The sequence below is a fragment of the Clavibacter michiganensis subsp. tessellarius genome (genome assembly GCF_021922985.1).
GTDB lineage: Bacteria > Actinomycetota > Actinomycetes > Actinomycetales > Microbacteriaceae > Clavibacter > Clavibacter tessellarius.
On sequence record NZ_CP040788.1, the window covers coordinates 2,181,942 to 2,206,751 of the forward strand.

At 73.4% G+C, this 24,810-nt stretch carries 29 protein-coding genes and 1 tRNA gene; 7 read left to right on the forward strand and 23 right to left on the reverse strand.

Annotation, left to right across the window (positions count from 1 at the left end; all coding sequences use genetic code 11):
- Positions 1 to 29: 29 nt before the first annotated feature.
- The 3 genes from FGG90_RS10115 (at position 30) to radA (ending at position 2,451) form a co-directional block, all read left to right on the forward strand.
- The gene (locus FGG90_RS10115; protein WP_094127418.1) at positions 30 to 557 is read left to right on the forward strand and encodes an RDD family protein; all 528 of its coding nucleotides are present in this window, start codon (positions 30 to 32) and stop codon (positions 555 to 557) included.
- 231 nt (positions 558 to 788) lie between these two features.
- Positions 789 to 1,022: a hypothetical protein gene (locus tag FGG90_RS10120; protein ID WP_094127416.1), complete on the forward strand. Its 234-nt coding sequence runs from the start codon at positions 789 to 791 to the stop codon at positions 1,020 to 1,022.
- A 67-nt stretch (positions 1,023 to 1,089) separates the two neighbouring features.
- The gene (radA, locus tag FGG90_RS10125; RefSeq protein WP_041464337.1) at positions 1,090 to 2,451 is read left to right on the forward strand and encodes a DNA repair protein RadA; all 1,362 of its coding nucleotides are present in this window, start codon (positions 1,090 to 1,092) and stop codon (positions 2,449 to 2,451) included.
- Here the strand turns inward: radA and FGG90_RS10130 are convergent, their stop codons facing one another.
- From FGG90_RS10130 to FGG90_RS10150, 5 genes are all read right to left on the reverse strand, one after another.
- The gene (locus FGG90_RS10130) at positions 2,452 to 2,766 is read right to left on the reverse strand and encodes an ArsR/SmtB family transcription factor (protein WP_094127414.1); all 315 of its coding nucleotides are present in this window, start codon (positions 2,764 to 2,766) and stop codon (positions 2,452 to 2,454) included.
- A 100-nt stretch (positions 2,767 to 2,866) separates the two neighbouring features.
- The gene (locus FGG90_RS10135) at positions 2,867 to 3,025 is read right to left on the reverse strand and encodes a zinc transporter permease (protein ID WP_094127412.1); all 159 of its coding nucleotides are present in this window, start codon (positions 3,023 to 3,025) and stop codon (positions 2,867 to 2,869) included.
- A gap of 117 nt (positions 3,026 to 3,142) precedes the next feature.
- Positions 3,143 to 3,805: a hypothetical protein gene (locus FGG90_RS10140; RefSeq protein ID WP_094127410.1), complete on the reverse strand. Its 663-nt coding sequence runs from the start codon at positions 3,803 to 3,805 to the stop codon at positions 3,143 to 3,145.
- A gap of 76 nt (positions 3,806 to 3,881) precedes the next feature.
- Positions 3,882 to 4,424: an amino-acid N-acetyltransferase gene (locus FGG90_RS10145; RefSeq protein WP_094127408.1), complete on the reverse strand. Its 543-nt coding sequence runs from the start codon at positions 4,422 to 4,424 to the stop codon at positions 3,882 to 3,884.
- A 51-nt stretch (positions 4,425 to 4,475) separates the two neighbouring features.
- The gene (locus FGG90_RS10150) at positions 4,476 to 4,721 is read right to left on the reverse strand and encodes a hypothetical protein (protein WP_094127406.1); all 246 of its coding nucleotides are present in this window, start codon (positions 4,719 to 4,721) and stop codon (positions 4,476 to 4,478) included.
- A 166-nt stretch (positions 4,722 to 4,887) separates the two neighbouring features.
- Between FGG90_RS10150 and FGG90_RS10155 the strand changes: the two genes are divergently transcribed.
- Positions 4,888 to 5,364: a hypothetical protein gene (locus tag FGG90_RS10155; RefSeq protein ID WP_094127404.1), complete on the forward strand. Its 477-nt coding sequence runs from the start codon at positions 4,888 to 4,890 to the stop codon at positions 5,362 to 5,364.
- 10 nt (positions 5,365 to 5,374) lie between these two features.
- Here FGG90_RS10155 and FGG90_RS10160 read toward each other — a convergent pair whose 3' ends face one another.
- The 12 genes from FGG90_RS10160 to FGG90_RS10215 all read right to left on the reverse strand — a co-directional run bounded on the left by FGG90_RS10160 (position 5,375) and on the right by FGG90_RS10215 (position 17,663).
- Entirely contained in the window at positions 5,375 to 6,961 is a 1,587-nt protein-coding gene (locus FGG90_RS10160; RefSeq protein ID WP_094131391.1) for a sensor histidine kinase, read from the reverse strand.
- Between the two features lie 98 nt (positions 6,962 to 7,059).
- The gene (locus tag FGG90_RS10165) at positions 7,060 to 7,833 is read right to left on the reverse strand and encodes a response regulator transcription factor (protein ID WP_086521790.1); all 774 of its coding nucleotides are present in this window, start codon (positions 7,831 to 7,833) and stop codon (positions 7,060 to 7,062) included.
- 69 nt (positions 7,834 to 7,902) lie between these two features.
- Positions 7,903 to 8,676: a tetratricopeptide repeat protein gene (locus FGG90_RS10170; RefSeq protein WP_237583307.1), complete on the reverse strand. Its 774-nt coding sequence runs from the start codon at positions 8,674 to 8,676 to the stop codon at positions 7,903 to 7,905.
- Between the two features lie 127 nt (positions 8,677 to 8,803).
- Positions 8,804 to 9,832: a TerC family protein gene (locus tag FGG90_RS10175; protein ID WP_094127400.1), complete on the reverse strand. Its 1,029-nt coding sequence runs from the start codon at positions 9,830 to 9,832 to the stop codon at positions 8,804 to 8,806.
- Between the two features lie 151 nt (positions 9,833 to 9,983).
- Positions 9,984 to 10,922: a TolB-like translocation protein gene (locus FGG90_RS10180; protein ID WP_094127398.1), complete on the reverse strand. Its 939-nt coding sequence runs from the start codon at positions 10,920 to 10,922 to the stop codon at positions 9,984 to 9,986.
- Positions 10,919 to 11,980, reverse strand: a complete 1,062-nt coding sequence (locus tag FGG90_RS10185; protein ID WP_094127395.1) for a sugar phosphate isomerase/epimerase family protein — start codon at positions 11,978 to 11,980, stop codon at positions 10,919 to 10,921. The genes FGG90_RS10180 and FGG90_RS10185 overlap by 4 nt, the downstream gene beginning before the upstream one ends.
- 104 nt (positions 11,981 to 12,084) lie before the next feature.
- Positions 12,085 to 12,972 carry an ABC transporter permease gene (locus FGG90_RS10190; RefSeq protein WP_237583308.1) on the reverse strand — a complete coding sequence of 296 codons (888 nt, stop codon included), beginning with the start codon at positions 12,970 to 12,972 and terminating at the stop codon, positions 12,085 to 12,087.
- Complete coding sequence (locus FGG90_RS10195; RefSeq protein WP_237583311.1) at positions 12,969 to 14,039, reverse strand: ABC transporter ATP-binding protein; 1,071 nt, start codon at positions 14,037 to 14,039, stop codon at positions 12,969 to 12,971. Before FGG90_RS10195 ends, FGG90_RS10190 begins: the two co-directional genes overlap by 4 nt.
- Positions 14,032 to 15,093 carry a SagB/ThcOx family dehydrogenase gene (locus FGG90_RS10200; protein ID WP_094127393.1) on the reverse strand — a complete coding sequence of 354 codons (1,062 nt, stop codon included), beginning with the start codon at positions 15,091 to 15,093 and terminating at the stop codon, positions 14,032 to 14,034. Before FGG90_RS10200 ends, FGG90_RS10195 begins: the two co-directional genes overlap by 8 nt.
- Before the next feature lie 128 nt (positions 15,094 to 15,221).
- Entirely contained in the window at positions 15,222 to 16,493 is a 1,272-nt protein-coding gene (locus FGG90_RS10205) for a YcaO-like family protein (RefSeq protein ID WP_237583313.1), read from the reverse strand.
- The gene (locus tag FGG90_RS10210) at positions 16,481 to 17,428 is read right to left on the reverse strand and encodes a TOMM precursor leader peptide-binding protein (protein WP_094127392.1); all 948 of its coding nucleotides are present in this window, start codon (positions 17,426 to 17,428) and stop codon (positions 16,481 to 16,483) included. Before FGG90_RS10210 ends, FGG90_RS10205 begins: the two co-directional genes overlap by 13 nt.
- 10 nt (positions 17,429 to 17,438) lie before the next feature.
- Positions 17,439 to 17,663: a hypothetical protein gene (locus FGG90_RS10215; protein ID WP_094127390.1), complete on the reverse strand. Its 225-nt coding sequence runs from the start codon at positions 17,661 to 17,663 to the stop codon at positions 17,439 to 17,441.
- A 183-nt stretch (positions 17,664 to 17,846) separates the two neighbouring features.
- Here FGG90_RS10215 and FGG90_RS10220 point away from each other — a divergent pair, with 183 nt between their 5' ends.
- On the forward strand, positions 17,847 to 18,509 hold the full coding sequence (locus FGG90_RS10220; protein ID WP_094131385.1) for a YqaJ viral recombinase family protein: 663 nt from the start codon (positions 17,847 to 17,849) through the stop codon (positions 18,507 to 18,509).
- A 155-nt stretch (positions 18,510 to 18,664) separates the two neighbouring features.
- Positions 18,665 to 19,717, forward strand: a complete 1,053-nt coding sequence (locus FGG90_RS10225) for an NADP-dependent oxidoreductase (RefSeq protein ID WP_378143460.1) — start codon at positions 18,665 to 18,667, stop codon at positions 19,715 to 19,717.
- A 24-nt stretch (positions 19,718 to 19,741) separates the two neighbouring features.
- Here FGG90_RS10225 and FGG90_RS10230 read toward each other — a convergent pair whose 3' ends face one another.
- The 6 genes from FGG90_RS10230 to FGG90_RS10255 all read right to left on the reverse strand — a co-directional run bounded on the left by FGG90_RS10230 (position 19,742) and on the right by FGG90_RS10255 (position 23,394).
- Positions 19,742 to 20,326 carry a GNAT family N-acetyltransferase gene (locus FGG90_RS10230; protein WP_237583316.1) on the reverse strand — a complete coding sequence of 195 codons (585 nt, stop codon included), beginning with the start codon at positions 20,324 to 20,326 and terminating at the stop codon, positions 19,742 to 19,744.
- 140 nt (positions 20,327 to 20,466) lie between these two features.
- Positions 20,467 to 21,153 carry a 50S ribosomal protein L1 gene (gene rplA, locus FGG90_RS10235; RefSeq protein ID WP_063071529.1) on the reverse strand — a complete coding sequence of 229 codons (687 nt, stop codon included), beginning with the start codon at positions 21,151 to 21,153 and terminating at the stop codon, positions 20,467 to 20,469.
- Between the two features lie 100 nt (positions 21,154 to 21,253).
- Complete coding sequence (rplK, locus tag FGG90_RS10240; RefSeq protein ID WP_012039476.1) at positions 21,254 to 21,685, reverse strand: 50S ribosomal protein L11; 432 nt, start codon at positions 21,683 to 21,685, stop codon at positions 21,254 to 21,256.
- A 53-nt stretch (positions 21,686 to 21,738) separates the two neighbouring features.
- On the reverse strand, positions 21,739 to 22,776 hold the full coding sequence (gene nusG, locus FGG90_RS10245) for a transcription termination/antitermination protein NusG (RefSeq protein ID WP_094127388.1): 1,038 nt from the start codon (positions 22,774 to 22,776) through the stop codon (positions 21,739 to 21,741).
- A 186-nt stretch (positions 22,777 to 22,962) separates the two neighbouring features.
- Positions 22,963 to 23,235, reverse strand: a complete 273-nt coding sequence (gene secE, locus FGG90_RS10250) for a preprotein translocase subunit SecE (protein WP_012039478.1) — start codon at positions 23,233 to 23,235, stop codon at positions 22,963 to 22,965.
- Between the two features lie 86 nt (positions 23,236 to 23,321).
- Positions 23,322 to 23,394: transfer RNA gene (locus FGG90_RS10255), tRNA-Trp, on the reverse strand.
- 189 nt (positions 23,395 to 23,583) lie between these two features.
- Between FGG90_RS10255 and FGG90_RS10260 the strand changes: the two genes are divergently transcribed.
- Positions 23,584 to 24,801 (forward strand): pyridoxal phosphate-dependent aminotransferase, encoded by a 1,218-nt coding sequence (locus FGG90_RS10260; RefSeq protein WP_165771371.1) that lies wholly within the window; start codon positions 23,584 to 23,586, stop codon positions 24,799 to 24,801.
- Positions 24,802 to 24,810: the final 9 nt, after the last annotated feature.

The following is a 24,810-nucleotide window of genomic DNA, read 5'->3' on the forward strand; positions in this document are numbered from 1 at the left end:
GGGGCCGCACGGTCGATAGGGTCGCGACCATGACCCGGCACCCCGGCGACCGCGTCCTCGCCGTCCTCATCGACTGGCTGTTCATGTGCGTGTGGATCGCGCTGGTGGCGGCCGTCACGGTGCCCCTCCTCCTCGTCGGGGCCGCGACGCATCTCCCGCCCGTCGCGGAGAACGCCGTGGCGACGCTGGTGCTGGTCGTGCCGATCACGATCGCGCTGGCCGTGCTGGAGTCCGGACCGCGCCAGGCGACGCCCGGCAAGCGCGCGCGGAGGCTCATCGTGCAGGACGCCCGCACCGGCGAGGCGCTCCCGTTCCGCCGCGCGCTGATCCGCAACGCCCTGAAGGTCGCGCTGCCCTGGATCGTCGGGCACGCGACCGTGTACACGATCGTCGGCGCGAGCACCGGAAGCGGCTCCGTCCCGCCGGCCGTGCAGGCGGTGACCGCGATCGCGTACGCGCTCCCGGCGCTCTGGCTCGCGACGCTCCTCCTCGGCTCGGGGCGCACGCCCTACGACCGAGTCGCGGGGAGCGTCGTCGCGCGGGCGTCCGACTCCTGACTGGTGTCCCCAAGGTGCCGCGCGCAATGCAATCCTCGCGTGTCTGAGACTGCTCGACCACCGGCCGAGCTCAGGACCGTGATTCACGAATGCCCCGGGCGCATATGCCGTGTCGGCTTGGGAATCACGAGCAAACCGGGTCCCAAGCAATTCGAGGCGGCTGGGAATAGCGCTGCCGGCTATTCAGTTATCCCTAGCCTGGCGCTTCTGCCATATAACCGAAAGGCTGTCATGACTAACGCAGAGATCATGGAACTGTTTTTAAAAACGTTTGCTAGCCCCGATGATGCTGGGCTTTTCCTCGACTTCGAAGGGGTCGACAACTACAACTGGACGGTCCCTCGAGTGGAGACGGAAGATGCACTGGAAGAGGTGTCACCGGACCTAGAGGACAGCCAGCGCGATCGCCTAGTCGCGGAATTGAACGACATCAACCCCGCGTGGGCTCGAAAGTCCGATCTGTAAACGCTCATCACAGGCGGTACGCGCAGGAGTACAAGCCATGTCGGTGCCCGCCGGTAGAGTCCCCCGCATGGCCCGCATCCACTCCACGTACCGCTGCTCGGAGTGCGGGTGGACGACCCCGAAGTGGGTCGGCCGGTGCGCCGAGTGCCAGAGCTGGAACACCGTCGCCGAGGTGTCGCAGACGCCCGCGGCGGCCGGTCGCGTCACCACGCTCACGCCGGCCGGGTCCAGCCAGGCGCGGTCGATCATGCACGTCGGCACCGCGTCCGCCAGCCACATGCCGAGCGGCGTCGGCGAGCTCGACCGCGTGCTCGGCGGCGGCATCGTGCCCGGCGCGGCCATCCTCATGAGCGGCGAGCCCGGCGTCGGCAAGTCCACGCTGCTGCTCGAGGTCGCGGCGCGCGCAGCGGCGAAGGGCGCGAAGGTCCTCTACGTCACGGCCGAGGAGTCGGTCGCGCAGGTGCGCATGCGCGCCGAGCGCACCGGCGGGCTGCAGGAGTCCCTCATGATCGCGGCCGAGACCGACCTCGGCACGATCCTCGGCCACATCGAGCAGGTCGCGCCCGACCTCCTCATCGTCGACTCCGTGCAGACCGTCTCCAGCAGCACGTCCGATGGCCTGCCCGGCCACCCCGGCCAGGTGCGCGAGGTCGCCGTCACGCTCATCCGCGTCTGCAAGGAGCGCGACCTGCCGCTGCTGCTCGTCGGCCACGTCACGAAGGACGGATCCATCGCCGGCCCGCGGCTCCTCGAGCACCTGGTCGACGTGGTCTGCCAGTTCGAGGGCGACCGGCAGACGTCGCTGCGCTTCATCCGCGCGCTCAAGAACCGCTTCGGCCCCACCGACGAGGTCGGCTGCTTCGAGATGGCGGGCGACGGCATCGTCGAGGTGCCGGATCCGAGCGGCATGTTCCTCTCGCGCGGCGTCCACTCGGTCTCGGGCACGTGCGTCACCGTCGCGATGGAGGGCCGGCGCGCCCTGCCCGTGGAGGTGCAGGCGCTCGTCGTCGACACCAAGGCCCCGCAGCCGCGCCGGGTCGTCAACGGGGTCGACGCGTCACGCGTCGCGATGCTGCTCGCCGTGCTCGAGAAGCGCGCCAACGTGCGGCTCTCGGATCGCGACGTCTACGTGTCCACGGTCGGCGGCGTGCGGCTCACCGAGCCCGCGGCGGATCTCGCCATCGCCGTCGCGCTCGTGTCGGCCGTCAACGGCAAGGCCATGCCGCACGACCTCGCGGCGTTCGGCGAGATCAGCCTCGCCGGCGAGATCCGCGGCGTCACGTCGGCGCCGCAGCGCGCGGCGGAGGCCAGGCGGCTCGGCTTCACGCAGATCGTCGACGCCGAGTGGGGCCCGCTGTTCTCCGCGCTCGGCCGCGCGTTCTCCCTCGCGAAGAGCGAGCGGGAGAAGGAGCTCGACGAGGCGTTCTGATCAGCCCGCGTCGACGGATCCGGCCGCGTGCTCCCGCACGTGCGCCACGGCGTCGTCCACCACGTGCGTCACGTGCGTGTCCGCCACCTCGTAGCGGGCGATGCGGCCCTCGCGCTCCACGCTCACGAGCCCCGACGCCCGCAGCACGCGCAGGTGCTGGGAGACGAGCGGCTGCGACATCCCCGACTCCTCGACGAGCTCGGACACGCTCATCCTCCGCGACGCCAGCAGCCCGATGAGCCCCAGGCGCGACGACGACGACAGCACCTTGAAGAGCTCGGCGGCCTGCTCGAAGCCGGTGGGTGGGTAGGTCACCTGGACGATCCTACGGGCGGGCCTCCCCGCGGACGACGACGGGGACCGGGCCGCATGGCCGGGTCCCCGTGTCGATCCTCGCGCGTCACCGCGCTCGGGATCAGTGCTCGTCGTAGTGGTCGCCGTGCTCGGCGTGCTTGTGGCCGTCGTGGACGAAGTCGACGTGGTCGTCGTGCGTGACGGTCTCGTGGCCGCAGTCGGTGCCGTGCTGGTGCTCGGCGACGGTGTGCTCGGCGTGGGTCTCGGTGGTGTCGGTCATGATGCGTCCTAACGTCGGTGGAGCACCAGGATGACAGACGCATGCACGGATGGCAATGGATGCATCCAATCAGGAACCGTACTCATGTGCGCACATGGGCGGACAGCGCCGCGTGGGTCAGTAGAGCAGGAACGACTTCGACTGCGCGCTCTTCACGCCCGCCACCTCGACCGAGAGCGTGTACGTCGCACCTCCCGCGGGCACCGCCGGGCGCTCCTTCTCCTGGCACGTCGTGGTGGACGAGCGCTGGCGCGACCACTCGAACGGCGACGACGTCTGCGGCGTACGGGCGGCGAGCTCGACCTGCGCGTCCTCGGCGCCCGTCTGGCAGTCGGTGGACTTCCAGTACACGTCGGATCCGCTCGAGATGGTGAACACCTGCGTGGTCGTGCCGAGGTTCGCGGTGCAGGGCTCCATGCCCGTGTTCGTCACGGTGAAGGAGAGCTTCGGGAGCACGCCCGCCTTGTAGGAGGCGGCGTCGGTGACCGGCGTGACCGTCAGCTGGCCGACGGCGCAGGATCCGTCGGCGTTCGTCGCCGTGCCGGCGCTCGCGCTCGGGCTGGGCTCCGCGGCGGGCTCCGCAGCGGCGTCGTCCGTGCCGGCCGCCGCGTCCGACGTCGGCGTGGCAGCGGGATCCGCGGTCGGCGCGGAGCCGCGGCCGAGGTTCGCGACGATGATCACGACGACCGCGATCACCGCCACCACCACGAGCAGCGCGAGCAGACGGCGACGGCGGTACACGGCTGCGGACGGGCGGCCTTCGGGCGAGGTCGAGGACATGTGGCCAGGGTACGGTCGGGCGGCCGCCCGGGCGGGTCGGCGCGCCCGTCGGTCACACGCCTCGCGGCGGCGGCGGTCAGAGCGCCTTGAGCATGCGCGTGTTGCCGAGGGTGTTCGGCTTCACGCGCGAGAGGTCGAGGAACTCGGCGATGCCCTCGTCGTGCGAGCGCAGCATCTCGTAGTAGATCTCCTGCGCGATGATCGACTCCGCCACCTCGTGGTACCCGTGGCGCGAGAAGAAGCCGACCTCGAAGGTCAGGCAGAACAGGCGGCTGAGGCCGAGCTCGCGGGCGTCGTCCTCGAGGCGCTCGAGGAGCGCGTGGCCGACGCCGGTGCCGCGGGTGTGCGCGGCGGCGGCGAGGGTGCGGATCTCGCCGAGGTCCTCCCACATCACGTGCAGCGCGCCGCAGCCGACGACCTCGCCGGACGCGTCGACCGCGACCCGGAACTCCTGCACGTTCTCGTAGAGCACGACGAGGTCCTTGCCGAGGAGGATGCCCTCCATCACGAGCGGCTCGACGAGCTGCTGGATCCGCGGCACGTCGCCGGTGCGCGCGCGTCGCACGGTGACGCCGCCCGCGGGCTCCGCTGGCTCGACGACGACTGGCTCTGCGCTCACGATGACGACCCTCTCGGTCCGCGGCTCGGGGGCGCGGATCCGGTGTCCAGCCTAGCGACGGGCGTCCCCCGCGTCCGGGGTGGGCGGCTCGGCGCCGGGGCCGAGCCGCGCGATCATCCGCGGCGCGATCCACACGATCGCCACCACGCCCACCACCGCGCGCAGCCCCGCGAACACGAGCACCCACCAGCCGACCCCGTCGCCGCCGACGAGCAGCGCGATCCCGATGACGACGAGCGCGGCATCCGCGACGAACGGCACGCGCAGCCAGAACATGAGGCGGCGGACGGGATCCATGCCCCGATCATGCGCCGCCGACCTGCATGGGCGTCCGTCGCGCGGGCCACGCGGCGTCATCACGACGGGCGACCCGGGTGGTCCGCACGGGGCTCGGCCACGGCGAGCGCCGTCCGTACGGTCGAGGGGAGGCGCGCACCGGCGGGTCACGGAGGAGCGCGATCGCATGAGCACCGAACACGATGGTCCCGGGTACGGGGACCCGAGCGCGGTCCACCCGATCCTCCCCGCGCGGACGCGCTGGCCCGCGCGCGAGCAGCCGGCTCCGCCACGGCTGCCGGTGTGGACGCCACCCGACTACCGCATAGCCCACGTCGCGATCGCGATGGGAGCGCTCCTGCTGGGCGTCTCCGCGTGGACGAACGGGCTCCTCGTGCTCAGCAGCCTCGCCGCCACCTTGCCGCCGCGGTTCGACGAAGGAGGAGGCGTGGTGTACGACGACGTGCAGAATGCGGAGACGATCCGCCTCTTCGCGTGCTCGATGTCCGCGCACGGGGCGACGCTCGTCTTCCTGGTGCTCGCGAGCATCACCGGAGGACGCGGTCACCGGACCGCGTCCGTGTTCCTGTTCCTGTCGGTCGTCTTCGGGGTCCTGTTCGCGCTGCCCGCGGTGACGGACGCGTGGCAGTACGCGGGACGCTGAGGCCTCTGCCTCAGCCGGCCACGTGAGGGCCCGGCCGGTCCGCGACGGGCGCGCCCGACGGCGGCGCCCAGTGGTCGGACGCGGCGCCGACCGGCGCATCCGCCGTCGCCCGCGCCTCCGCCGCCCGCCGCCCCAGCGGCAGCCGGACCCCGAAGACCGTGCGGCCCGGCTCCGACTCCACCCACACCGCGCCGTCGTGCGCCGCGACGATCGCCTGCGCGATCGCGAGGCCGAGGCCCGTGCCGCCGGTGGAGCGGGCGCGGGATCCGTCGCCGCGCACGAAGCGCTCGAACAGCGAGGCCTGCAGCTCGGGCGGGATGCCGGGGCCGTCGTCCGTGACGCGGATGACCGCGTGCCCCTCGGATCCGGCGCCCTCCACCGCGAGCGACGCGACGACGCGCGTGCCCGCGGGCGTGTGCGTGCGGGCGTTCGCGAGCAGGTTGACGAGCACCTGGCGGAGCCGCGCGTCGTCGCCGGGGACGCTCACGGAGTCCTCGGGCAGCTCGAGGTCCCAGTCGTGGTCGGGGCCGGCCGCGCTCGCGTCGCCGACCGTGTCGAGCAGGATGCGCGTGACGTCGACCGGATCCGACTCCAGCTCGCGCCCCTCGTCGAGGCGCGCGAGGAGGAGCAGGTCCTCGACGATCGTGGTCATGCGCACCGACTCCGACTCGATGCGCGACAGCGAGTGCGTCACGTCCTCCGGCAGCGCGTGCGGGCCGCGGCGGGTGAGCTCGGCGTAGCCGCGGATGGAGGCGAGCGGCGTGCGCAGCTCGTGGCTCGCGTCCGACACGAACCGCCGGACCTTGGCCTCGCTGGCCTGCCGCGACGACAGCGCGTCCGCGACGTGCCCGAGCAGGCCGTTCAGCGCGGCACCGACGCGGCCCACCTCGGTGCGCTCGTCGGTGTCGGATGCGGGCACGCGCGCCTCGAGCGCGACGTCGCCGCGGTCGAGCTCCAGCGCCGCGACGTGGGTCGCCGTGTCGACGACCCGGTCGAGCGGACGCAGCGCGCGGCGGACGATGGCGGTGCCGAGGAGCGCGGCGAGCGCGAGCGTGAGGGCGGCGACCACGGTGATCACGAGCACGAGCTGCTCGACCACGTCGTCGGCGGGCTTCGTCGGCAGGCCCGTGACGATGGTCGCGCCGGAGGAGGAGGTGCCGCCCACGAGCCGGTAGCTGCCGAGCGCGCCGCCGAGGTCGACCGTGCGGGGGACGCCGTCGGTCGGCACGCTCTGCAGCTGCTGGCTCTGGCGTTCCGTGAGCTCGACCGCGCCGGCGCCCCCGGGCTCGCCCGCGGCGGCGCTGCGGTCGGCGATGTAGCCGCCCGAGACGACGCCGTCGATGATGGTCGCGCTGATCGTGCCCACCTGCTGCCCGAACGCGCCGAGCCCGCCGGGAGGCGCCCCGGGGAAGCTGCCGTAGCCGCCCGGATCCCGGTCGACGTAGCTCTCCGACCGGGCGGCCGTGGCCTGCAGCTGCTGGTCGACCTGCTGCACGAGCGACGCCCGGAGCGCGAGGATGCTGACCGCCCCGATCAGGATGCTCGCGAGCGCCAGCAACCCCACGACGCTGAGCACGAGGCGGCGGCGGAGCGTCATCCCACGGGCGGCGGCGACGAGCCGGGACCGCAGGGACGCGGCCCGCGCGGCGGCGGAGGCGAAGGCGGGGGCGACGCGCGACGGCTCGGCCGGCGTCGTCACTCCGCGGCCTTGAGCATGTAGCCGCTGCCGCGCACCGTGTGGATCATCGGGTTCCGCCCGGCGTCGATCTTGCGGCGGAGGTAGGAGATGTAGATCTCGACCACGCTCGACTTGCCGCCGAAGTCGTAGCTCCAGACCCGGTCGAGGATCTGCAGCTTGCTGAGCACGCGGCGCGGGTTGCGCATCAGGTAGCGCAGCAGCTCGAACTCGGTGGCGGTGAGCTCGATGGGGTCGCCGGCGCGGGCGACCTCGTGGCTGTCCTCGTCGAGCGTGAGGTCGCCGACGCGGATCACGGGGTCGACGCTGTCGCTGACCACGAGGGTCGAGCGGCGGATGAGGCCGCGCAGCCGGGCCACGACCTCCTCGAGGCTGAACGGCTTGGTGACGTAGTCGTCGCCGCCCGCGGTGAGGCCGGCGAGCCGGTCGTCGAGGGAGTCCTTCGCCGTGAGGAAGAGCACGGGGATGTCCTCGGCGTCGGCCCGCAGGCGCGACAGCACCTGGAGGCCGTCGAGGTCCGGCAGCATGATGTCGAGCACCACGGCGTCGGGCTTGAACTCGCGCGCGGCGGCGAGCGCCTGGTGCCCGTTCTCGGCCGTGCGGATCTGCCAGCCCTCGTAGCGGAGCGCCATCTGGAGCAGGTCGGTGAGGGACGCCTCGTCGTCGACGACGAGCACCCGGATGGGCGACCCGTCCGCACGGGTGAGGCGGGGCTGCGGGGCGGCGGCGGGCTGGAAGCCGGAGGGCGTTGCGGTGGTCACGGGATCCATCATGCGGATGTTCCTATGAACGGGCCATGAGGCGGCCATGCGCGGCATTCGACGGCGGATCGGAGCACCGCGTCAGAAGGGCAGCGGGCCGCCGCTCCGCACGCCCTCGCCGACGAGCGCGGCCACGACGAGCCCGAGCAGGATCCCGCCGCTGACCCACGGGAGCACGTCGACGTCGATGGGAGCGGTGTCCGGGTATCGCCTGCGCCGGGCCCGCTCGTCCGTGCGCATCGTGTAGGCGCGCGCGAGGCAGACGAACGCCGTCGTCGCGAGCGTGGCGGTGCCCGTCCAGCGGGCGAGCGCCGTGACCGGCTGACCGCACAGCGCGGCCACCCACACGAGCAGGGAGCCCAGGGCGAAGACGACCCCGATGATCCACCACGCGAGGTCTGCCGCGACATCCGCCACCTCGTAGGCGAAGGAGGACGGGGTGCTCGCGTAGCGCGCCGCCTTCCGCTCGCGCTTGGTCATGCGCGCCGGATCGGCGAACTCCGCGCGGTGCCGCTCGATCGCGGGCATCAGCGCCGCCACCTCCGCGTGCAGATCTGCATCCGTGGGCAGCGCCAGGAACCCGGGGATCTCGTGGTCGGCGATCCCGGAGTGCGCGATCATCCGGGCCAGCCGGTCGCGCTCGACCTCCGTCGTCCAGCCCGGCGACGCGATGCCCCAGCGGCCGGCCTGGTCGGGCGCGATGAGCTCGCGGTACAGCTCGGCGAGGGCGAGCCGGGCGTCGCCGTCGCGGGGTTCCTCGCGCAGGTGCTCCTTGAGGAGGGCGAGCGCCGCGGCCCGGTCATGCTCGTCCCAGAGGAGGCGGGCGCGGGTCGGGGCATCGGGATCGTCGGGCACCGGCCGATGCTGCCAGGCCGGCGCGCGCAGCGAGCGGGCAGCGCACGGGCAGCGCACCTGCGCCCGCGGACGACGACGGGCCCGGCGCGTGGTGCGCCGGGCCCGGGTCGTGCGGAGGTGCGGGGAGCTAGCGCCCCTCGTCCGTCGCGCGCGTGACGGGCTCGCCGTCGACGCTCGCGCGGTCCTCCTTCTGCTTGTCGCCGCGGGTCTTCGCGAGGCTCGCGACGGTGGCGACCGTGATGGTCGCGCCGATGAAAAGCAGCGAGAACCAGATCGGGATCTCGGGCGCCCAGAGCATCGGCTCGCCGCCGTTGATGAAGGGCAGCTCGTTGACGTGCATCGCGTGCAGCACGAGCTTCGCGCCGATGAACGCGAGGATCACCGCGAGGCCCTGCGACAGGTACACGAGGCGCTCGAGCAGGCCGCCGATGAGGAAGTAGAGCTGGCGGAGCCCCATCAGCGCGAAGGCGTTCGCGGTGAACACGATGTACGCCTCGTTCGTCAGGCCGTAGATGGCGGGGATCGAGTCGAGCGCGAACACCAGGTCGACGAAGCCGATCGCGATGACGCAGAGAAGGAGCGGCGTCACGAAGCGCTTGCCGTCGATCTTCGTGGTGAAGCGGTCGCCGACGAAGTCGTCGTGCACGGGGAGGATCCGGCGGGCGATGCGCACGAACATGTTGTCCGCCGCGTTGCCGCCGTGGTCGCCCTTGATCTGCTGGTACGCGAGCACGAACAGCAGCGCGCCGAAGATGTAGAAGACCCAGGAGAAGTTCTCGATGAGGGCGGCGCCGAGGGCGATGAAGCCGGCGCGCATGATCAGCGCGATGACGATGCCGATCATCAGCACCTTCTGCTGGTACTTCCGGGGCACGGCGAACCCGGTCATGATCAGGAGGAAGACGAACAGGTTGTCGATCGACAGGGCCTTCTCGGTGAGGTAGCCGGCGAAGTACTCGCCGCCGTAGCCCCAGTCGCTGGTGAACCCGATGCCGACGCCGAACGCCAGCGCGAGGCCGATGTAGAAGGCCGACCAGCGGGCGGACTCGCCGATGGTGGGCTCGTGCGGCTTCCGCACGTGGGTGAAGAACTCGTAGACGAAGAACGCGATGGTGACCGCGATCGTGATGAGCCAGGTGGTCGTGGTGATGTTCACGGGGGTCTCCGGAGTGAGGCCGACGGGATATCGGGACGAGAGGTGGCGTGCGGACCCGCCCATCGTCCCATGCGGGGTCTCCGCATCCGGGGAAAAGCAGCTGGGTCGACGCTGCGTGGCTGGCCCGTGCGTCCGGGCTGATCCCCCCGGATCAGGTGAGGCTGGGCGCCTGGAACGGGTAGGCGACGTACGCGAACCGCCGGGAGTCCGGTGCCCAGCTGGTGACGTTGATGGTGCCCTGGCCGCCGGGGAAGGACGCGAGGTCGCGCGTGCGGTGGCTCTGCCGGTCGATGACGCGGAGGATCACGTCGCGGTCGGCGGGGTGGCCGAGCGTGCCGGGCGGGAAGGAGAGGTAGACGATGTGCTCGCCGTCCGGCGACGGGTGCGGGAACCAGTTGACGCGCTCGTCGGAGGTGAACTGGTGCGTGTCGGTGCCGTCGATGCGCATCGTGAACAGCTGCGCGTGGCCCGGCAGGTCGGATCCGCGCTCCGAGTTGTAGTACAGCCAGCCGCCGTCGGGCGAGAACTCGGCGCCGTCGTCGGGGAAGCCGTCGTCGGTGAGCTGCGTGGTGGGGCCGCCGTCGACGGGCACGAGGTGGATGTTCGTGGTCCACTCGCCGCGCGCGTCGAGCTGGCCGCCGATGACGCTGAGCGTCGTGCCGTCGGGCGAGACGCCGTGCAGGTAGTTCTTGAAGCCGAGCGCCGGATCCCGGTCCGCCGTGATCCGCCGCCCCGGCCCGCCCGCGCCGTCGTTCCAGAGCACGCTGTAGAGGTGTCCATCGCGGCCGGAGACGTACACGTGCGCGCCGTCGGGCGACATGACGTGGTCGTTGTTGATGGGCGGGACGCCGCCGAGGTCGACGGCCTGGAAGTCGACCGCGGGCTCGGGCAGGTCCGGATCCGGCTCCTCCGCCTCGGGCGCGCGCAGCCGCCAGAGGCCGCCCTCCGCGTTCACGACGAGCCAGCGGCCGTCGGGCGTCCAGTTCGGCGCCTCGATGTGCAGCACGGCCGACTCGGCGACCATGCGCTCGGCGCCCGTCTCCACGTCGACGACGAGGAGACGGGCCAGCTGGCCGTCGCGCAGGGTCACGCGGCCGATCCGGTGGAGCCCGTGGAGCCCGCCGCGGGCGCGTCGTCCCGGTTGTTCGCGAACGCCGAGTCGAAGAGGCTGTCCGGCGTCGGCCAGAGGAGGGAGCGCACCTGGGCGAGGGCGTCGGGGGCTCCGTGCAGGCGGTCCATCCCCGCATCCTCCCACTCGACGGAGACGGGGCCGTCGTAGCCGATGCTGCGGAGCGCGCGGAAGGCGCGCTCGAACGGGACGTCGCCGTGGCCGACCGAGACGAAGTCCCAGCCGCGGCGCGGGTTGCCCCACGGGAGGTGCGAGCCGAGGCGGCCGCCGCGGCCGTCGGAGGTCACCCGCGTGTCCTTGGCGTGCACGTGGTAGATCCGGTCGGCGAAGTCGAGGAGGAAGCCGACGGGGTCGATGCCCTGCCACATCATGTGGCTCGGGTCCCAGTTGAGGCCGAAGCCGGGGCGGTGGCCGATCGCCTCGAGCGTGCGGCGGGTGGTCCAGTAGTCGTAGGCGATCTCGCTCGGGTGCACCTCGAGCGCGTACCGCACGCCCGCGTCGTCGAACACGTCGATGATCGGGTTCCAGCGGTCGGCGAAGTCCTGGTACCCGGCGTCGATGACCGACTCCGGCACGGGCGGGAACATCGCGACGTACGGCCAGATGCGGGATCCGGTGAAGCCCGTCACGCGCGTGACCCCGAGGCCGGCGGCCGCCTTCGCCGTGAGCTTCAGCTCCTCGGCCGCGCGCTGGCGGACGCCCTCCGCCTGGCCGTCGCCCCACACCTTGGAGCGGAGGATGGCCTGGTGCCGGAAGTCGATGGGGTCGTCGCACACGGCCTGGCCGGTGAGGTGCTGCGAGAGCGCGTGCACCTGGAGGCCGTGCCGCTCGAGGATCTCGAGGCGGCCTCGGAGGTACGCCGGGTCCTCGGCCGCGCGCCACACGTCGAGGTGCTCGGCGGAGCACGCGATCTCGAGGGCGTCGAACCCCCAGCCGCTCGCGAGCCGGGCCACCTCCTCCAGGGGCAGGTCGGCCCACTGGCCGGTGAACAGGGCTACGGGGGTGGTGCTCTCGGGCATGGTTCCCTCTCGTCGACGGTGACGGTGCGGTGCGGTGGCGCGGCCCGGTGACGGCGCGCGGGATCCACGCTACACACCGGGCCGCGCCCGCTCCCGGGTGGCCGTCAGCGAAAGTTCGCCGACTGGGTGCGCTGGTAGCCGGCGAGCGTGACGCCGCCGAGCAGCACGGCCCAGGCCGCGAGGATCACCAGAGGCGGGCCGACCACCGCGAGGTCCTGCCGGGCGACCGCGCTCGTGAGCGTGCTCCACGCGCCGGTGGGCAGCAGCACCGTGAGCGGGTCCCAGGGCGTGCCGCTCGTGTCGCCGCCCGTGAACAGGCCGCCCGCGAACGAGAGCGGCAGGTAGACGAGGTTCGCGAGGCCGAGCGCGCCGCGGGCGGGGAACCAGTAGCCCATCGCCAGGCCGAGCAGCGCCATCGGGACGGCGCCGGCCAGCACGGCGAGCGCGACGGCGGCGAGCGTGGCCGGATCGCCGCGCACGCCGCCGGCGAGGACGCCGACCGCGATCACCGGGATCACGAAGACGACGCCGAAGACGCACGCGACCGTGAGCTTGGCGGCCAGGCGGATCCACGCTGGCACGGGCGCCGTGAACAGCCACCGCTCCCACGGCGACTCCCGGGCCGACGCGACGCCGACGCCGAACTGGAACGTCACCGTGCCGAGGACGGAGAAGAGCACGTAGCCGAGGAGCACGCTGAGCCGTGCGCTCGGCGGGCCGCCCTGCGGGAGCCCGACGACGACGTAGATGAGGACGGGGTAGGCGAGCAGCGGCAGCACGAAGGCCGGCATGCGGGCGTTCTGCGCCAGCTCGCTGACGACGTGGGCGCGGTAGATCGCGGCCCGGCGTCGGGCCGTGGGGCGGGGCGGGAGCGGGGCGGGGGTCGGCGCGGGGCCCTGCCGGGATGGGCCGGACGCGACGGACGCGCCTGGTGCGCTTGGTGCGCCTGGCGTGCCGACCGTCGGGGCGGCGTGCGGATCGGTGCCGGTCATGCGCGGGGCTCCTCGTGTGCGGTGCGGCGGGCGGGGTCGGCGCGGGGCGCAGGCGGGGCGGCGGATCCGTGATCCGGGACCGGGCTCCCCGGGGCGCTGGCGTCCGAGGCGTCGCCGCCCGGCGCCCCGCCACTCGGCGACCCGCCGCCCGGCCCTCCGCCGCCCGGCCCTCCGCCCTCGAGCACGCGCGCGAAGATCTCGCCGAGGCCCGGCTCCGTCACGGTGAGCTCCGGATCCTCGATCACGGCGAGGACGAGTCCCGCGACCGCGTCGGAGCGGTCGGTGTCGATGCTCCAGCGCACCCGCTCGCCGGGGAGCGGCTCGGCGACCTGCTCGGGCCGGGCGCCGCAGGGCACGAACGCGCGCGCCTCGTGCGGCGTCGCCCGGAAGCCGACGCGGCGCACCCCCGCGAGACCGCGGAAGTCGGACGCCGTCCAGTGGCCGAGGACGCGTCCGTGGTCGAGGCACACGACGGTGTCGGCGAGCGCGGCGACCTCCTCCATGTCGTGCGAGGCGAGGAGCACGGTGCGGCCGGAGTCGCGCACCGCCGTGATGGCGTCGCGCACGGCCGCCCGCCCCGGGATGTCGAGCGCGGCCGAGGGCTCGTCGAGCACCACGACGGGCGTGCCCGCGCCCACCACGCAGGCGAGCGCGACCCGACGCCGCTCGCCGCCGCTCAGCCCGCCGGTCTGGCGCGCGGCGAGCCGGTCGAGGTCGAAGCGGTCGATCGCCGCGGCCGGCGTCAGCGCGCCCGCGTGCGGCACGAGCGCCAGGGCGAGCACCTCGCGCACCGTGAGGTACTCGGGGAACGCGAGCGCCTGCGGCATCACCGCGACGAGCGAGGCCGTCGGGCCGCCGCGACGCACGTCGTGGCCGAGCACGCGGGCCCGGCCCGCATCCGGCCGGCGCGTCGCCGTGAGCACGTCGATGGCCGTGGTCTTGCCGGATCCGTTCGGCCCGAGCAGCGCGTGCACGAGCCCCGGTGCGAGCGCGAAGGACGCCGCATCGAGGGCGCGCGTGCGGCCGAAGGCGCGGGTGATCCCGTCGAGCTCCACCGCGTCAGTCATGGGATGCCTCCTCCTCGGCGAAGTGCCGCGCGCCGGTGGCGGCCGCGTGCGGGTCGGGGGGACGCCGCGCGGCGGGTGCGGGTGCGGGTGCGGGCGCGGCTGCGGCTGCGGGCCCGGATCCGGTGCCGCCCGGATCCGGACGCCCGCCCAGCGAGACCGCGTAGAGCGACGACTGCGTCACCCCGTCGAGCCCGAGCACGGCGTCGAGCTCGTGGTCGACGAAGCCGACCCAGCCGATCGACGGCAGCCCGAGCGCCGTCGCCACGAGCAGCGCGTTCTGCGCCACGTGCCCCGCCTCGAGCAGCGTGAGCCGGTACCCGCGCAGCCCGTACTTCGTGCGGGAGCGCTCGAAGCTGCCGGTGATCACGATCGTCACGGCCGCCTGCTCCGCGAGAGGCGCCATGGCCGTCGGCGCCGCACGTCGGAAGCGGGCGAGCCGGCCGGCGCGGTCGAGGCCGGACACGTCGACGAGCGCCTCATCGAGCGGGTCGAGCTGGTGGATACCCGCCGCGACGCCCTCGGCCGCCCGCACCACGACGTGCAGGTCGAGCGGGTAGAGCCCGCCGGCCGAGGGCACGAAGCGGCCGGTGCCGCCTCCGCCCCGCGGGCCGTAGGCGAGCCGGAGCACGGTCGCGAGCTCCGGGAGCGCGAGGGGCGCCGCGAGCTCGTCCGGATCCGCCGACCGCCGGGCCGCCATCGTCGCCCCGAGCCCGTGCGGGAGCGGCAGCGCCGGCGGCAGGGCGAGCGCCGGGAGCAGGCGCGGGGCGCTCGTGGCGCCGCCCGGTCCCGCGTCCGCGACGCCCTGCGCCTCCTGTGCCAGCTGCTGCGCGTACCGCACGTCGGTCCAGCCCGGGTGGGTGATGCGGGTGATCTTGGACGCCTCGTGGAAGTCCTCGGCGAGGTCGCCCGCCGCGCGCTCGACCGCGCCGCCGACGCTGAAGATCGGGCCGACGCTGCCGGCGGGCGCCGGGGCGGGTCGCGACTCCGCGCCCGTCCCGGCGGGGCCGTCCTCCGCCGTGCGCGCGGGCGCCGTGCCGATGTCGGTGATGCTCATGGGGTCCTCCTGGTGGTGCGGGCGCGACGGGCGATGCGGGCGCGGTGGTCGGTGCGGGCGGTGGTCGGTGCGGGCGCGCCGGGTCGCGCCGGCTCGCGATGACGGGGACGCGGGGCGGCGGGCCGCCCTCACGGGAACGGGTGCGGGATGCCGACGAGGTCGGCCGGCCCGTGGATCGCCGGCCCGTCCCGCCAGCGCCGGTACAGCCGCGGATGCCCGAGGAACCGGGCGTCGTGCCGCACGTCGAGCGCGACGAGGTCGGGGCTCAGCGCGCGCACCACGTGGAAGCCCGCGGCGCGCACCTCCGGCGAGGTGATCCCGGCCAGCAGCACCTCGATCCCCTCCCGGTGCAGCCCCTCCACGACCTCTCCCCAGCTCGACGGCCCGCCCACGGAGGCCACGCGCTCGTCCGACGCGTCGAGGGCGGCCGACAGCGGGCGGGCGGACGGCGGGCAGTGCAGCCGCACGTGGTCCTCGAACTCGACCACCGCGGACGGCTCGACGGGCGGCCGGGGCAGCAGCCGCAGGCACCAGTTGTGGGTGTGCACCGCCTCGCGCACGGCGTTGAGCACGGCCCGGTCCAGGCGGAAGTCGGCCGCGCAGCCCACCGCGACGCCGATCCGGTCGCTCCGCAGGACGGCGAGCAGCACGGGCACGTCCGCCGCGGCGTCGAGCACGCGCAGCGAGAAGGCGGCGCCGAACCGCCCGCAGAGCTCCTCCAGCCGCGCGAGCTCCCTCCGGGTCGCCTCGGCGAGCCGCGGGCTGGCGCGCCAGTCGAAGGCCGGCGGCGTGGATCCGCGCAGCCACGCCCGCTGGAACGCGTCGCGCTCGATGAGCTCGAGGATCGCCCGCCCCGCGGCGAAGCCGAACGTGGGCCCGGCCGCGACGCCGGACGAGGTGGCCGGCTCCAGGTGCCGCTCGCGGTGCCCGTCGGACGCGTGCGGGTCGTCGAAGACCACCATCTGCGCGGGGACGTGCACCGGCCTCCCGCCGTGCAGCGAGCGCGCGGCGAGCCAGGTGAGGAGGTCGCCGCGCTCGGCGCGCTCGAACGGGAACGCCGGATCCTCGCGTTGCGCAGGATGGAAGCGCCGGAACGCGTCCGGCTCGACCTGGCGGGCGTCGGAGCCCAGCGGCGCGCGGAACGCCCCGCGGGCACCGGCCAGGGAGAGGCGCTCCACCGCCTCGCCCACGCACGACCTCCGGGCCGCGGCGCCGTCGCCGCCCGGCCCCATGCTGAACCCCTCGGTGGGGATGCCCGCGAGGAAGCCCGTGTCGGCCGTGCGGGCGGAGTGCAGGGCGTCGGGGATGGCGTCCGGCGTGAAGGCCATGGGGTGCGAGTACGCGACGAGCCCGGTGTACGGGCTCACCACGTCGGCGCCCGCCGTCCTCAGGCGCGCCACGGCGACACCACCCCCGCGTAGGGACGCGGCCCGCACGTGCCGCAGCGCGCGACGCGGAAGACCGGATGCGCCTCCGCCGACAGCACCTTCGGCTCGACCACGAGGACGGTGCTCGCGACCAGCCAGTCGCGCGCGAAGACCCAGCGGGCCGCGTAGCGCGCGGCGAAGCCCGCCGCGATGGCGTCGAGCCCGGGATCCCGGGCGATGGGCGCGACCGCGTCGGCCGCGGCCGCGTGGTCCGCGGCGAACGGCGTGGTCGAGGCCCAGCGCAGGGCGACGCACTCGAGGCACGGCCCCTCGTCCGGCACGACCACGGGGCCGACGAGCTGGAAGCGGCCGTCGAACGGGTGGATGGGGAGCCAGTCGCGACCGGCCGCGTGCATCCGGGCGCCCACCTCCCGGAGGACCCGCCGGCTGCCGGCCGCGATGACCAGGTCGGCGTCGGCCTCGTCCGTGAGCTCCGCCGAGGGCAGCGCCTCGGCCAGGGCGGCGAGCAGGGTCGGGATGGCGTCGCCGACCAGGGCGACCCGCGCGGGGGTGCGCGGATCCCGGGGGCGGCCGAGGCCCGTGCGGTCGCCGCCGTTGCGCCGCGCCTCGTCGAGCACGTGCGCGAGCTCGGCCTGGTCGGGGTCGTCGAGGCGGCCCACGGGATCGGGCGCGGCGTCGGCGGCGGGCCGCGTGGGCGCGCCCACGACGACGTCGCGCACGACGAGCTCGTCGACGAGGTCGGCCACGACCGGGGCGTGCATGCCGAACGCCTCGTCGACGTCCGCGCGCGTGAAGGGTCGGGAGAGGAGCCGCGACACCGCGGAGACGGCGTCGCCGGAGGGCAGCTGCAGGGAGACCAGCTCGCGACCGCCGAGGAGGTGGAGGGTGTCCTCCACCTCCCCGACGGCGTAGCGGGGACTCACCGAGTAGGTCGTCGACGGGTCCATGGCGGATGCGTCAGCGAGGCTGCTGCTTGCTGCTGCACGAGCAGCACGTGCTGCAGCAGAGGGTGACGTCGGCCATCACGACCTCCGCCTCCCGCCCGCGGTGCGTGATGGTGAAGCCGAACGCCTCGGCGAGCAGCGCGTCGGCGCGCGCGGCGTCGACCTCCTCGACGCGCGTGGGCTCCTCCGCGAGCGCCGACGCTCCCGTGCGGGCCGGTCCTTCCATGAGCAGGGTCATGCCGTTTCCTCTCTCCGTGCTGGTGTGGGTGGGTGGGACGACGCCTTTCTAGCACGATCCTCCGTGCCCTGGTCGGAAACGCATTGCCTGTTGACAAGCCCGTCGCCGGGCAGCAGGATCCGCCCGCGCGAGGTCCCCGGGGCGACGGATCCGCGGCGTACCCTGGAGCCCGTGACGGACGAGATGCTGGCCTTCCCGTGGGAGGACGACCTGGCACCCGCCACACCCGCGCCGCCTCCTCCCCCGCCGCACCTCACGCGCATCGTCGCCCACTCGTCGGACCGGGTCGCGTGGCTCCGCGCGCGCAGCTTCGGCATCACCGCGACCGACGTGGCCCGCCTCGCGACCGACGCCTCGCTGCAGGCGGTCGCGCTCGAGAAGCTCTACGGATCCGGCTTCGGCGGCAACCGCTACACCGACCACGGGCGCGAGCGCGAGCCCGAGATCGCCCGCTGGGTCGAGGCGGAGCACGGCATCGTCCCGAGCGCCCACCTCTTCCACGCGGAGGGGCAGCGCCGGCACCTGGCGACCCCCGACGGCGTGGGCCTGCGGGCCGACGGCCGGCTCGAGCTCGCCGAGATCAAGACCACCGCGAAGCCGTGGCGGAGCATCCCGCGCAACTACCTGCGGCAGATCTGGTGGCAGCAGTACGTGCTCGGCGCCGAGCGCTCGCTCATCGTCTGGGAGCAGCACGTGGACTTCGTGCCCGTGCACGACATCCCGAAGTGGAAGTGGATCGACCGGGACGAGGCCGAGATCGCCGCGCTCGTGGCGCGCGCGAACGACCTCATCGCGCTCATCGTGCGCATGGCGAACGCGCCGGCGGGAGCCCGCGGCCTGGCCTGACCCGCCCCGGACGGGCCGTCGACCGATCCCGCCCGCGCATTCTTCTCGCCCGGGGAACACCGCGGAAACACGCCTGACTCATCGGGCGTCTTCACTGGTGATGCGGGGGCGCGGTGGGATCCACCGCACCGTCACGTACGAGGAGGGGTCGCACGATGAGCCAGGTCGTCCAGTCGAGAGCCGGCGTCGCCGCCCGGGCCCAGGAGGACCGCGCGGCCGCGTCCCTCGCCCTCGCCCCGCACGGCGCCACGATGCGCGCCGCCGTCGTCGCCGAGACGGGCGGGCCGGACGTGCTCCGCATGGCCGACGTGCCGATCCCGCACCGGCTCGACTCGGAGGTGCTCGTGAAGGTCGTCGCCGCGGGCGTGAACCCCGTGGACCTGCGGCTGCGCGCCGGCGAGCCGGGCGGTCCGACGCTCGGCGCCCTGCCGGCGGTGCTCGGGCGCGACTTCAGCGGCGTCGTCGTCGAGTCGCCCTACGAGGACCACGCGCTGCACCCGGGCGACGAGGTGTTCGGCCTGGCCATGGCGCCGCGGATGCCCGGCAGCTACGCCCCCTACGTCGCCGTCCCCAGCGTCAGCCTCGCCCGGAAGCCCGCGCGCCTGTCCCACGTGGAGGCGGCGGCGACGCCCGTCAGCGCGCTCACCGCGTGGGGCATGGTCGTCGACATCGGCAAGGCCCACGAGGGCCAGGTCGTGCTGGTGCACGCGGGGGCCGGCGGCGTCGGCCACTTCGCGGTGCAGTTCGCGCGGCACTTCGGCGCCCGCGTGATCGCGACCGGCTCGCCCCGCAACGTCGACTGGCTGGCGGAGCTCGGCGCCGACGAGGTCATCGACCGCACGCAGGTGCGCTTCGAGGACGTGCTCGCCGACGTCGACGTGGTGATCGACCTGGTCGGCAACTGCACAGACGACACCGGCTCGCGCTCGCTCCCGGTGCTGCGCCGCGGCGGCCTGATCGTCAGCGCCCCGATGCAGGGCTGGCCGACGCTCGTGCAGGACGCCGCCGCCGTGGGCGTCCGCGCCACGCACTACGAGGTCGCTCCCGACGGGCAGACGCTCGCGGTCATCGCGCGGCTGCTCGAGTCGGGCGACATCAAGGTCTATGTGGACGAGGTCTTCGACCTGGCGGACGCGGCCGAGGCGCACCGCCACGTCGAGAGCGGGCACGCGCGCGGCAAGGTCGTGCTGAACGTGTCGCGCGGCTGATCTGGCGGCTGATCCCCGGGCGGGTCAGGAGACCGGATCCACCAGCGGCCGCTCCATCACGTGGTCGGTCTCGACGGAGTCCGCGAGCCGGAACGACCGCGTGCCGACGATGCGGAAGCCCCGGCTCCCGTAGAAGCGGATCGCGCGGGCGTTGTGCTCGTTGACCCCGAGCCAGATCCCGGCGTCGGCGTCCCGGCCGCGCTCCCCCGCGAGCTCCCGCGCGACCCGCAGCGTCTCGGCCAGGAGCGGGCGCGCGACGCCGGCCCCGTGGGATCCGCGCTCGACGTAGACCTTGCTCAGCTCGACCTCGGGACGCAGCCGCAGCGCGCCCGCGACGTCGGGATCCGCGGGCGGCGCCGCCACGACCATCGTGTAGCCGACCGCCCGGCCGTCGACCTCCGCGAGCAGCACGCGGTGCGACGGGCTGGCCAGGTGCGCGGCGAAGCGCGCGGGAGAGAGGACCGTGCGGATGTGCTCCGCGATCGCCTCCGCCGTCGTGCTCGGCGGGCAGGCGAGGGCGAACGTGCGGGCGGCGAGGGCGGCCACCGCGTCGGCGTCCGCGGGGGTCGCGACGCGGAGGGACGGGACGACGGGATCCGGGATGCTCACCCCCCGAGCCTAGGCAGCGCGGAGCACCGTGGACGACGCACGGGCCCGGGGACGACGGGAGCCCCCAGGACGACGGAAGGGCCCGCCGAGGCGGGCCCTTCCTGTGCTGCGGGTCGTGCGTGCGCTCGCGCGCGGCGGTGCTAGATGGAGTTGACGTCCACCGGGATGCCGGGGCCGAAGGTCGTGGAGACCGTGGCCTTCTGCACGTAGCGGCCCTTCGAGGAGGACGGCTTGAGGCGGACGATCTCCTCGAGCGCGGCGCCGACGTTCTCCGAGAGCTGCTCGGGCGAGAAGCTCGCCTTGCCGACCACGAAGTGGACGTTCGCGTGCTTGTCGACGCGGAACTCGATCTTGCCGCCCTTGATGTCGGACACCGCGCGCGCGACGTCCGGGGTGACCGTGCCGGTCTTCGGGTTGGGCATGAGGCCACGCGGGCCGAGCACCTTGCCGAGACGACCGACCTTGCCCATGAGCTCGGGCGTCGAGACGGCGGAGTCGAACGACGTGTAGCCGCCCGCCACCTTCTCGATGAGCTCGTCGCCGCCGACCTCGTCGGCGCCGGCGGCGATGGCCGCCTCGGCCGCGGGGCCCGTCGCGAAGACGATGACGCGGGCGGTCTTGCCGGTACCGTGGGGAAGGATGACGGTGCCGCGGACCATCTGGTCTGCCTTGCGGGGGTCGACGCCGAGCTTGAGCGCGACCTCGACGGTGCTGTCGAACTTGCTGGAACCGGTCTCGCGCGCGAGCTCGACGGCCTCCGAGGCGGTGTACGCCTTCGTCGGGTCGATCTTCTCGGCTGCGGCCCGGTAGGCCTTTGACTTCGCCATTCGTGTCTCCTGTTTCGAGAGTGCGGTTGATGTGAGCCTGGCCGGCTCTCCCGCGTGATGCTGGAGCGGATCCCGGACGGGACCCGCGGGGTGGTGGAGGCTAGGCCTCGACCGTGATGCCCATGGAGCGGGCGGTGCCGGCGATGATCTTCGCCGCGGCGTCGATGTCGTTGGCGTTGAGGTCGGCCTGCTTCTGCTCGGCGATCTCGCGGACCTGGTCCATCGTGAGCTTCGCGACCTTGACCGTGTGCGGCGTGCCCGAGCCCTTGGCGACTCCGGCGGCCTTCTTGATGAGCTCCGCGGCCGGGGGCGTCTTGAGGATGAACGTGAACGTCCGGTCCTCGTAGACGGTGATCTCGACGGGGATGACGTTCCCGCGCTGAGCCTCGGTCTGGGCGTTGTACGCCTTGCAGAACTCCATGATGTTGACGCCGTGCTGTCCCAGCGCCGGCCCGATGGGCGGTGCGGGGTTGGCGGCGCCGGCCTTGATCTGCAGCTTGATCAGACCCGTGACCTTCTTCTTCGGTGCCATTTCTCTTCCTTCTCCTTGATTGCTAGATCGAGCGGGCCGCGCGGCCCGACCGCCTAGAGCTTGGTGACCTGGTCGAAGCTGAGCTCGACCGGGGTCTCGCGCTCGAACAGGGAGACGAGGACCGTGAGCTTGCCGCTCTCGGGCTTGATCTCGCTGATGGAGCCGGGGAGGCCCGCGAACGAGCCCTCCTTGATCGTGATGGTCTCGCCGATCTCGAAGTCGACCTCGGCCGCGACGACGCGCTGGGCCTGGCCGCCCTTGGTGGGCTGGCCCTTGACCTGCGCCACCTCCTTGATCTCGACGAGGCTCTTGAGCATGGAGAAGGCCTCCTCGAAGCGCAGCGGCGTCGGGTTGTGGGCGTTGCCCACGAAGCCCGTGACGCCGGGCGTGTGACGCACGACCGACCAGCTGTCCTCGTTGAGGCTCATGCGCACCAGCACGTAGCCGGGGATGCGCACGCGGTTGACCATCTTGCGCTGGCCGTTCTTGATCTCGACGACGTCCTCCATCGGGACCTCGATCTGGTAGATGTCGTCCTCCATGTTGAGCGACACCATGCGGTTCTCGATGTTGCTCTTCACGCGGCGCTCGAAGCCCGCGTAGGAGTGGATGACGTACCACTTGCCCGGCTTGGAGCGGAGCTCCTTGCGGAAGTCCTCGTAGGGGTCGACGTCCGACTCCTCCTCGGCGGGGGCATCCTCGTCGGGGACCAGGTCGGCCTCGGCCTCCGCGATGTCCTCGGCGGTGGCGGGGGTGACGTCGGCCGGCTCGAGCGCCTCCTCGGCTGCCTCCTCCTCGGCCTCGTCGTCGGTCGCCTCGACGGCGGCCTCGGCCTCGTCGGCGGAGTCCACGTCGAGCGCGTCCTCCACGATCGCGTCGGCCTCGGGGTCGTCGACCGACTCCATCGCGTCGAGCGCCGCCGTCAGGTCGGTCTCGACCGAGTCGCCCTCGACGTGCAGGGCGGTGTGCTCGGCCGCGTCCGAGCTGCCCTCGGATGCGGTGGTGACGGAACCCTCCTGGGCCTCGTCCACCTCGGAGGACTGCTCCGCCGCGGGGGCGAGGTCGACGTCGTCGCGCTTGCTCTCAGCCAATGGATCTACTTCCCTCGTTCTTCGTCGTGCGTTGCCGTTCCGTGCCGTGCTGGTGCCGCGCCGGGCCGCGCGGATGCGGGACCCGTGGGGATCCCGGCCGCCGTCGTGCCCTCGCGCTCAGGGGCCCGATCCGCCCGCTGTCCGCGTGCGTCCCGTGCCTCGCCGCCCTCGCGGGCGGTCCCGGTGCTAGGCGCCGTTGCCGAACACCACGATGGCGAGGTACCCGAACAGCTGGTCGAGGAGGGAGACGATCACCATCATCACGATGACGAAGGCCAGGACCACTCCCGTGAACGTGAGCAGCTCCTTGCGGGTGGGGGTGACCACCTTCTTGAGCTCCTGCACGACCTGCTTGATGAAGAGCACCAGCCGGGCGAAGGGGTTGCGTCGCGCATCCCGCTGCTCGCGAGCCTGCGCGACGATCTCCTCGCTCGGCTCGTCGACGATCTTCCGCGCCACGCGTGGGTCCCTTCCTGCATTGCTCGGCTCGACCCGGAGTTCGGATGAGCCGCGATGTCACGCGCCCGGGGACCCGTTCCATCTAGCAGGGCGGACAGGACTCGAACCTGCAACCTGCGGTTTTGGAGACCGCTGCTCTACCAATTGAGCCACCACCCTCTGCGTCGACACCCGCCTGCCCCTGCGCCTCGTGACCGTGCGAGCACGGACGGAAGAGGGCGCGGAAGAGCATGGCGGAGATACCGACCCGGACGAGTGTACCAGCATCCGCGCCCGACCTGTCCGGGCGTTCGTCCGGCGACCGCGGCACCCGCGTGGCGCCCGTGCCCGGTCCCTATGCTCATGGGCATGGCCGAACCGCAGAGCACCGTCCCCCTCAGCCGCGTCTCCACCCGCATCGGATCCATCGCCGAGTCCGCGACCCTCAAGGTCGACGGCAAGGCCAAGGCCCTGCAGGCCGCCGGACGCCCCGTCATCAGCTTCGCGGCGGGCGAGCCCGACTTCCCCACGCCCGACTACGTGGTCGAGGCCGCGGTCGAGGCCGCGCGGGATCCCCGCAACCACCGCTACACCGCCGCGGCCGGACTCCCCGACCTCCGCGAGGCCATCGCCGAGAAGACGCGCGCGTCGTCGGGCCTCGACGTGGGCATCGACCGGATCATCGTCACCAACGGCGGCAAGCAGGCGGTCTACCAGGCCTTCCAGACGCTGCTCGACCAGGGCGACGAGGTCCTCGTGCCCACGCCCTACTGGACCACCTACCCCGAGGCCATCCGGCTGGCGGGCGGCGTGCCCGTCGACGTCTTCGCGGGCGCCGACCAGGGCTACCTCGTCACCGTCGAGCAGCTCGAGGCCGCGTGGACGCCGCGCACCAAGGTGCTGCTGTTCGTCTCGCCCTCGAACCCCACGGGCGCCGTCTACTCGCGGGAGCAGACCCGCGAGATCGGCGAGTGGGCGGAGTCGAAGGGCCTCTGGGTCATCAGCGACGAGATCTACCAGGACCTCGTCTACGACGGGGCCGAGGCCGCGAGCATCGTCGACGTGGTGCCGGCGCTGGCCGACCGCACGATCCTCGTCAACGGCGTCGCCAAGACCTACGCCATGACGGGCTGGCGCGTCGGGTGGATGGTCGGCCCGGCCGACGCCATCAAGGCCGCCGGCAACCTGCAGTCGCACCTCTCCTCCAACGTCTCGAACGTCTCGCAGCGCGCGGCCATCGCGGCGCTGCGCGGCCCGCGCGACACCGTCGACCGGATGCGCGAGGCCTTCGACCGCCGCCGCCGCACGATCGTCGCCGAGCTCGACGCGATCCCCGGCTTCGTCACGCCCACGCCCCAGGGCGCCTTCTACGTCTACCCCGACGTGACGGGCCTCTTCGGCCGCGACATCGACGGCGTCACGCCGACCACCTCGCTCGAGGTGGCGGACGTGCTGCTCGAGAAGGCGGAGGTCGCGGCGGTCCCCGGCGAGGCGTTCGGCCCGAGCGGGTTCCTGCGCTTCAGCTACGCGCTGGGCGACGAGGCGCTGCTCGAAGGCGTGCGCCGGATCCGCGACCTCCTGGCCTGATCCGCCGCC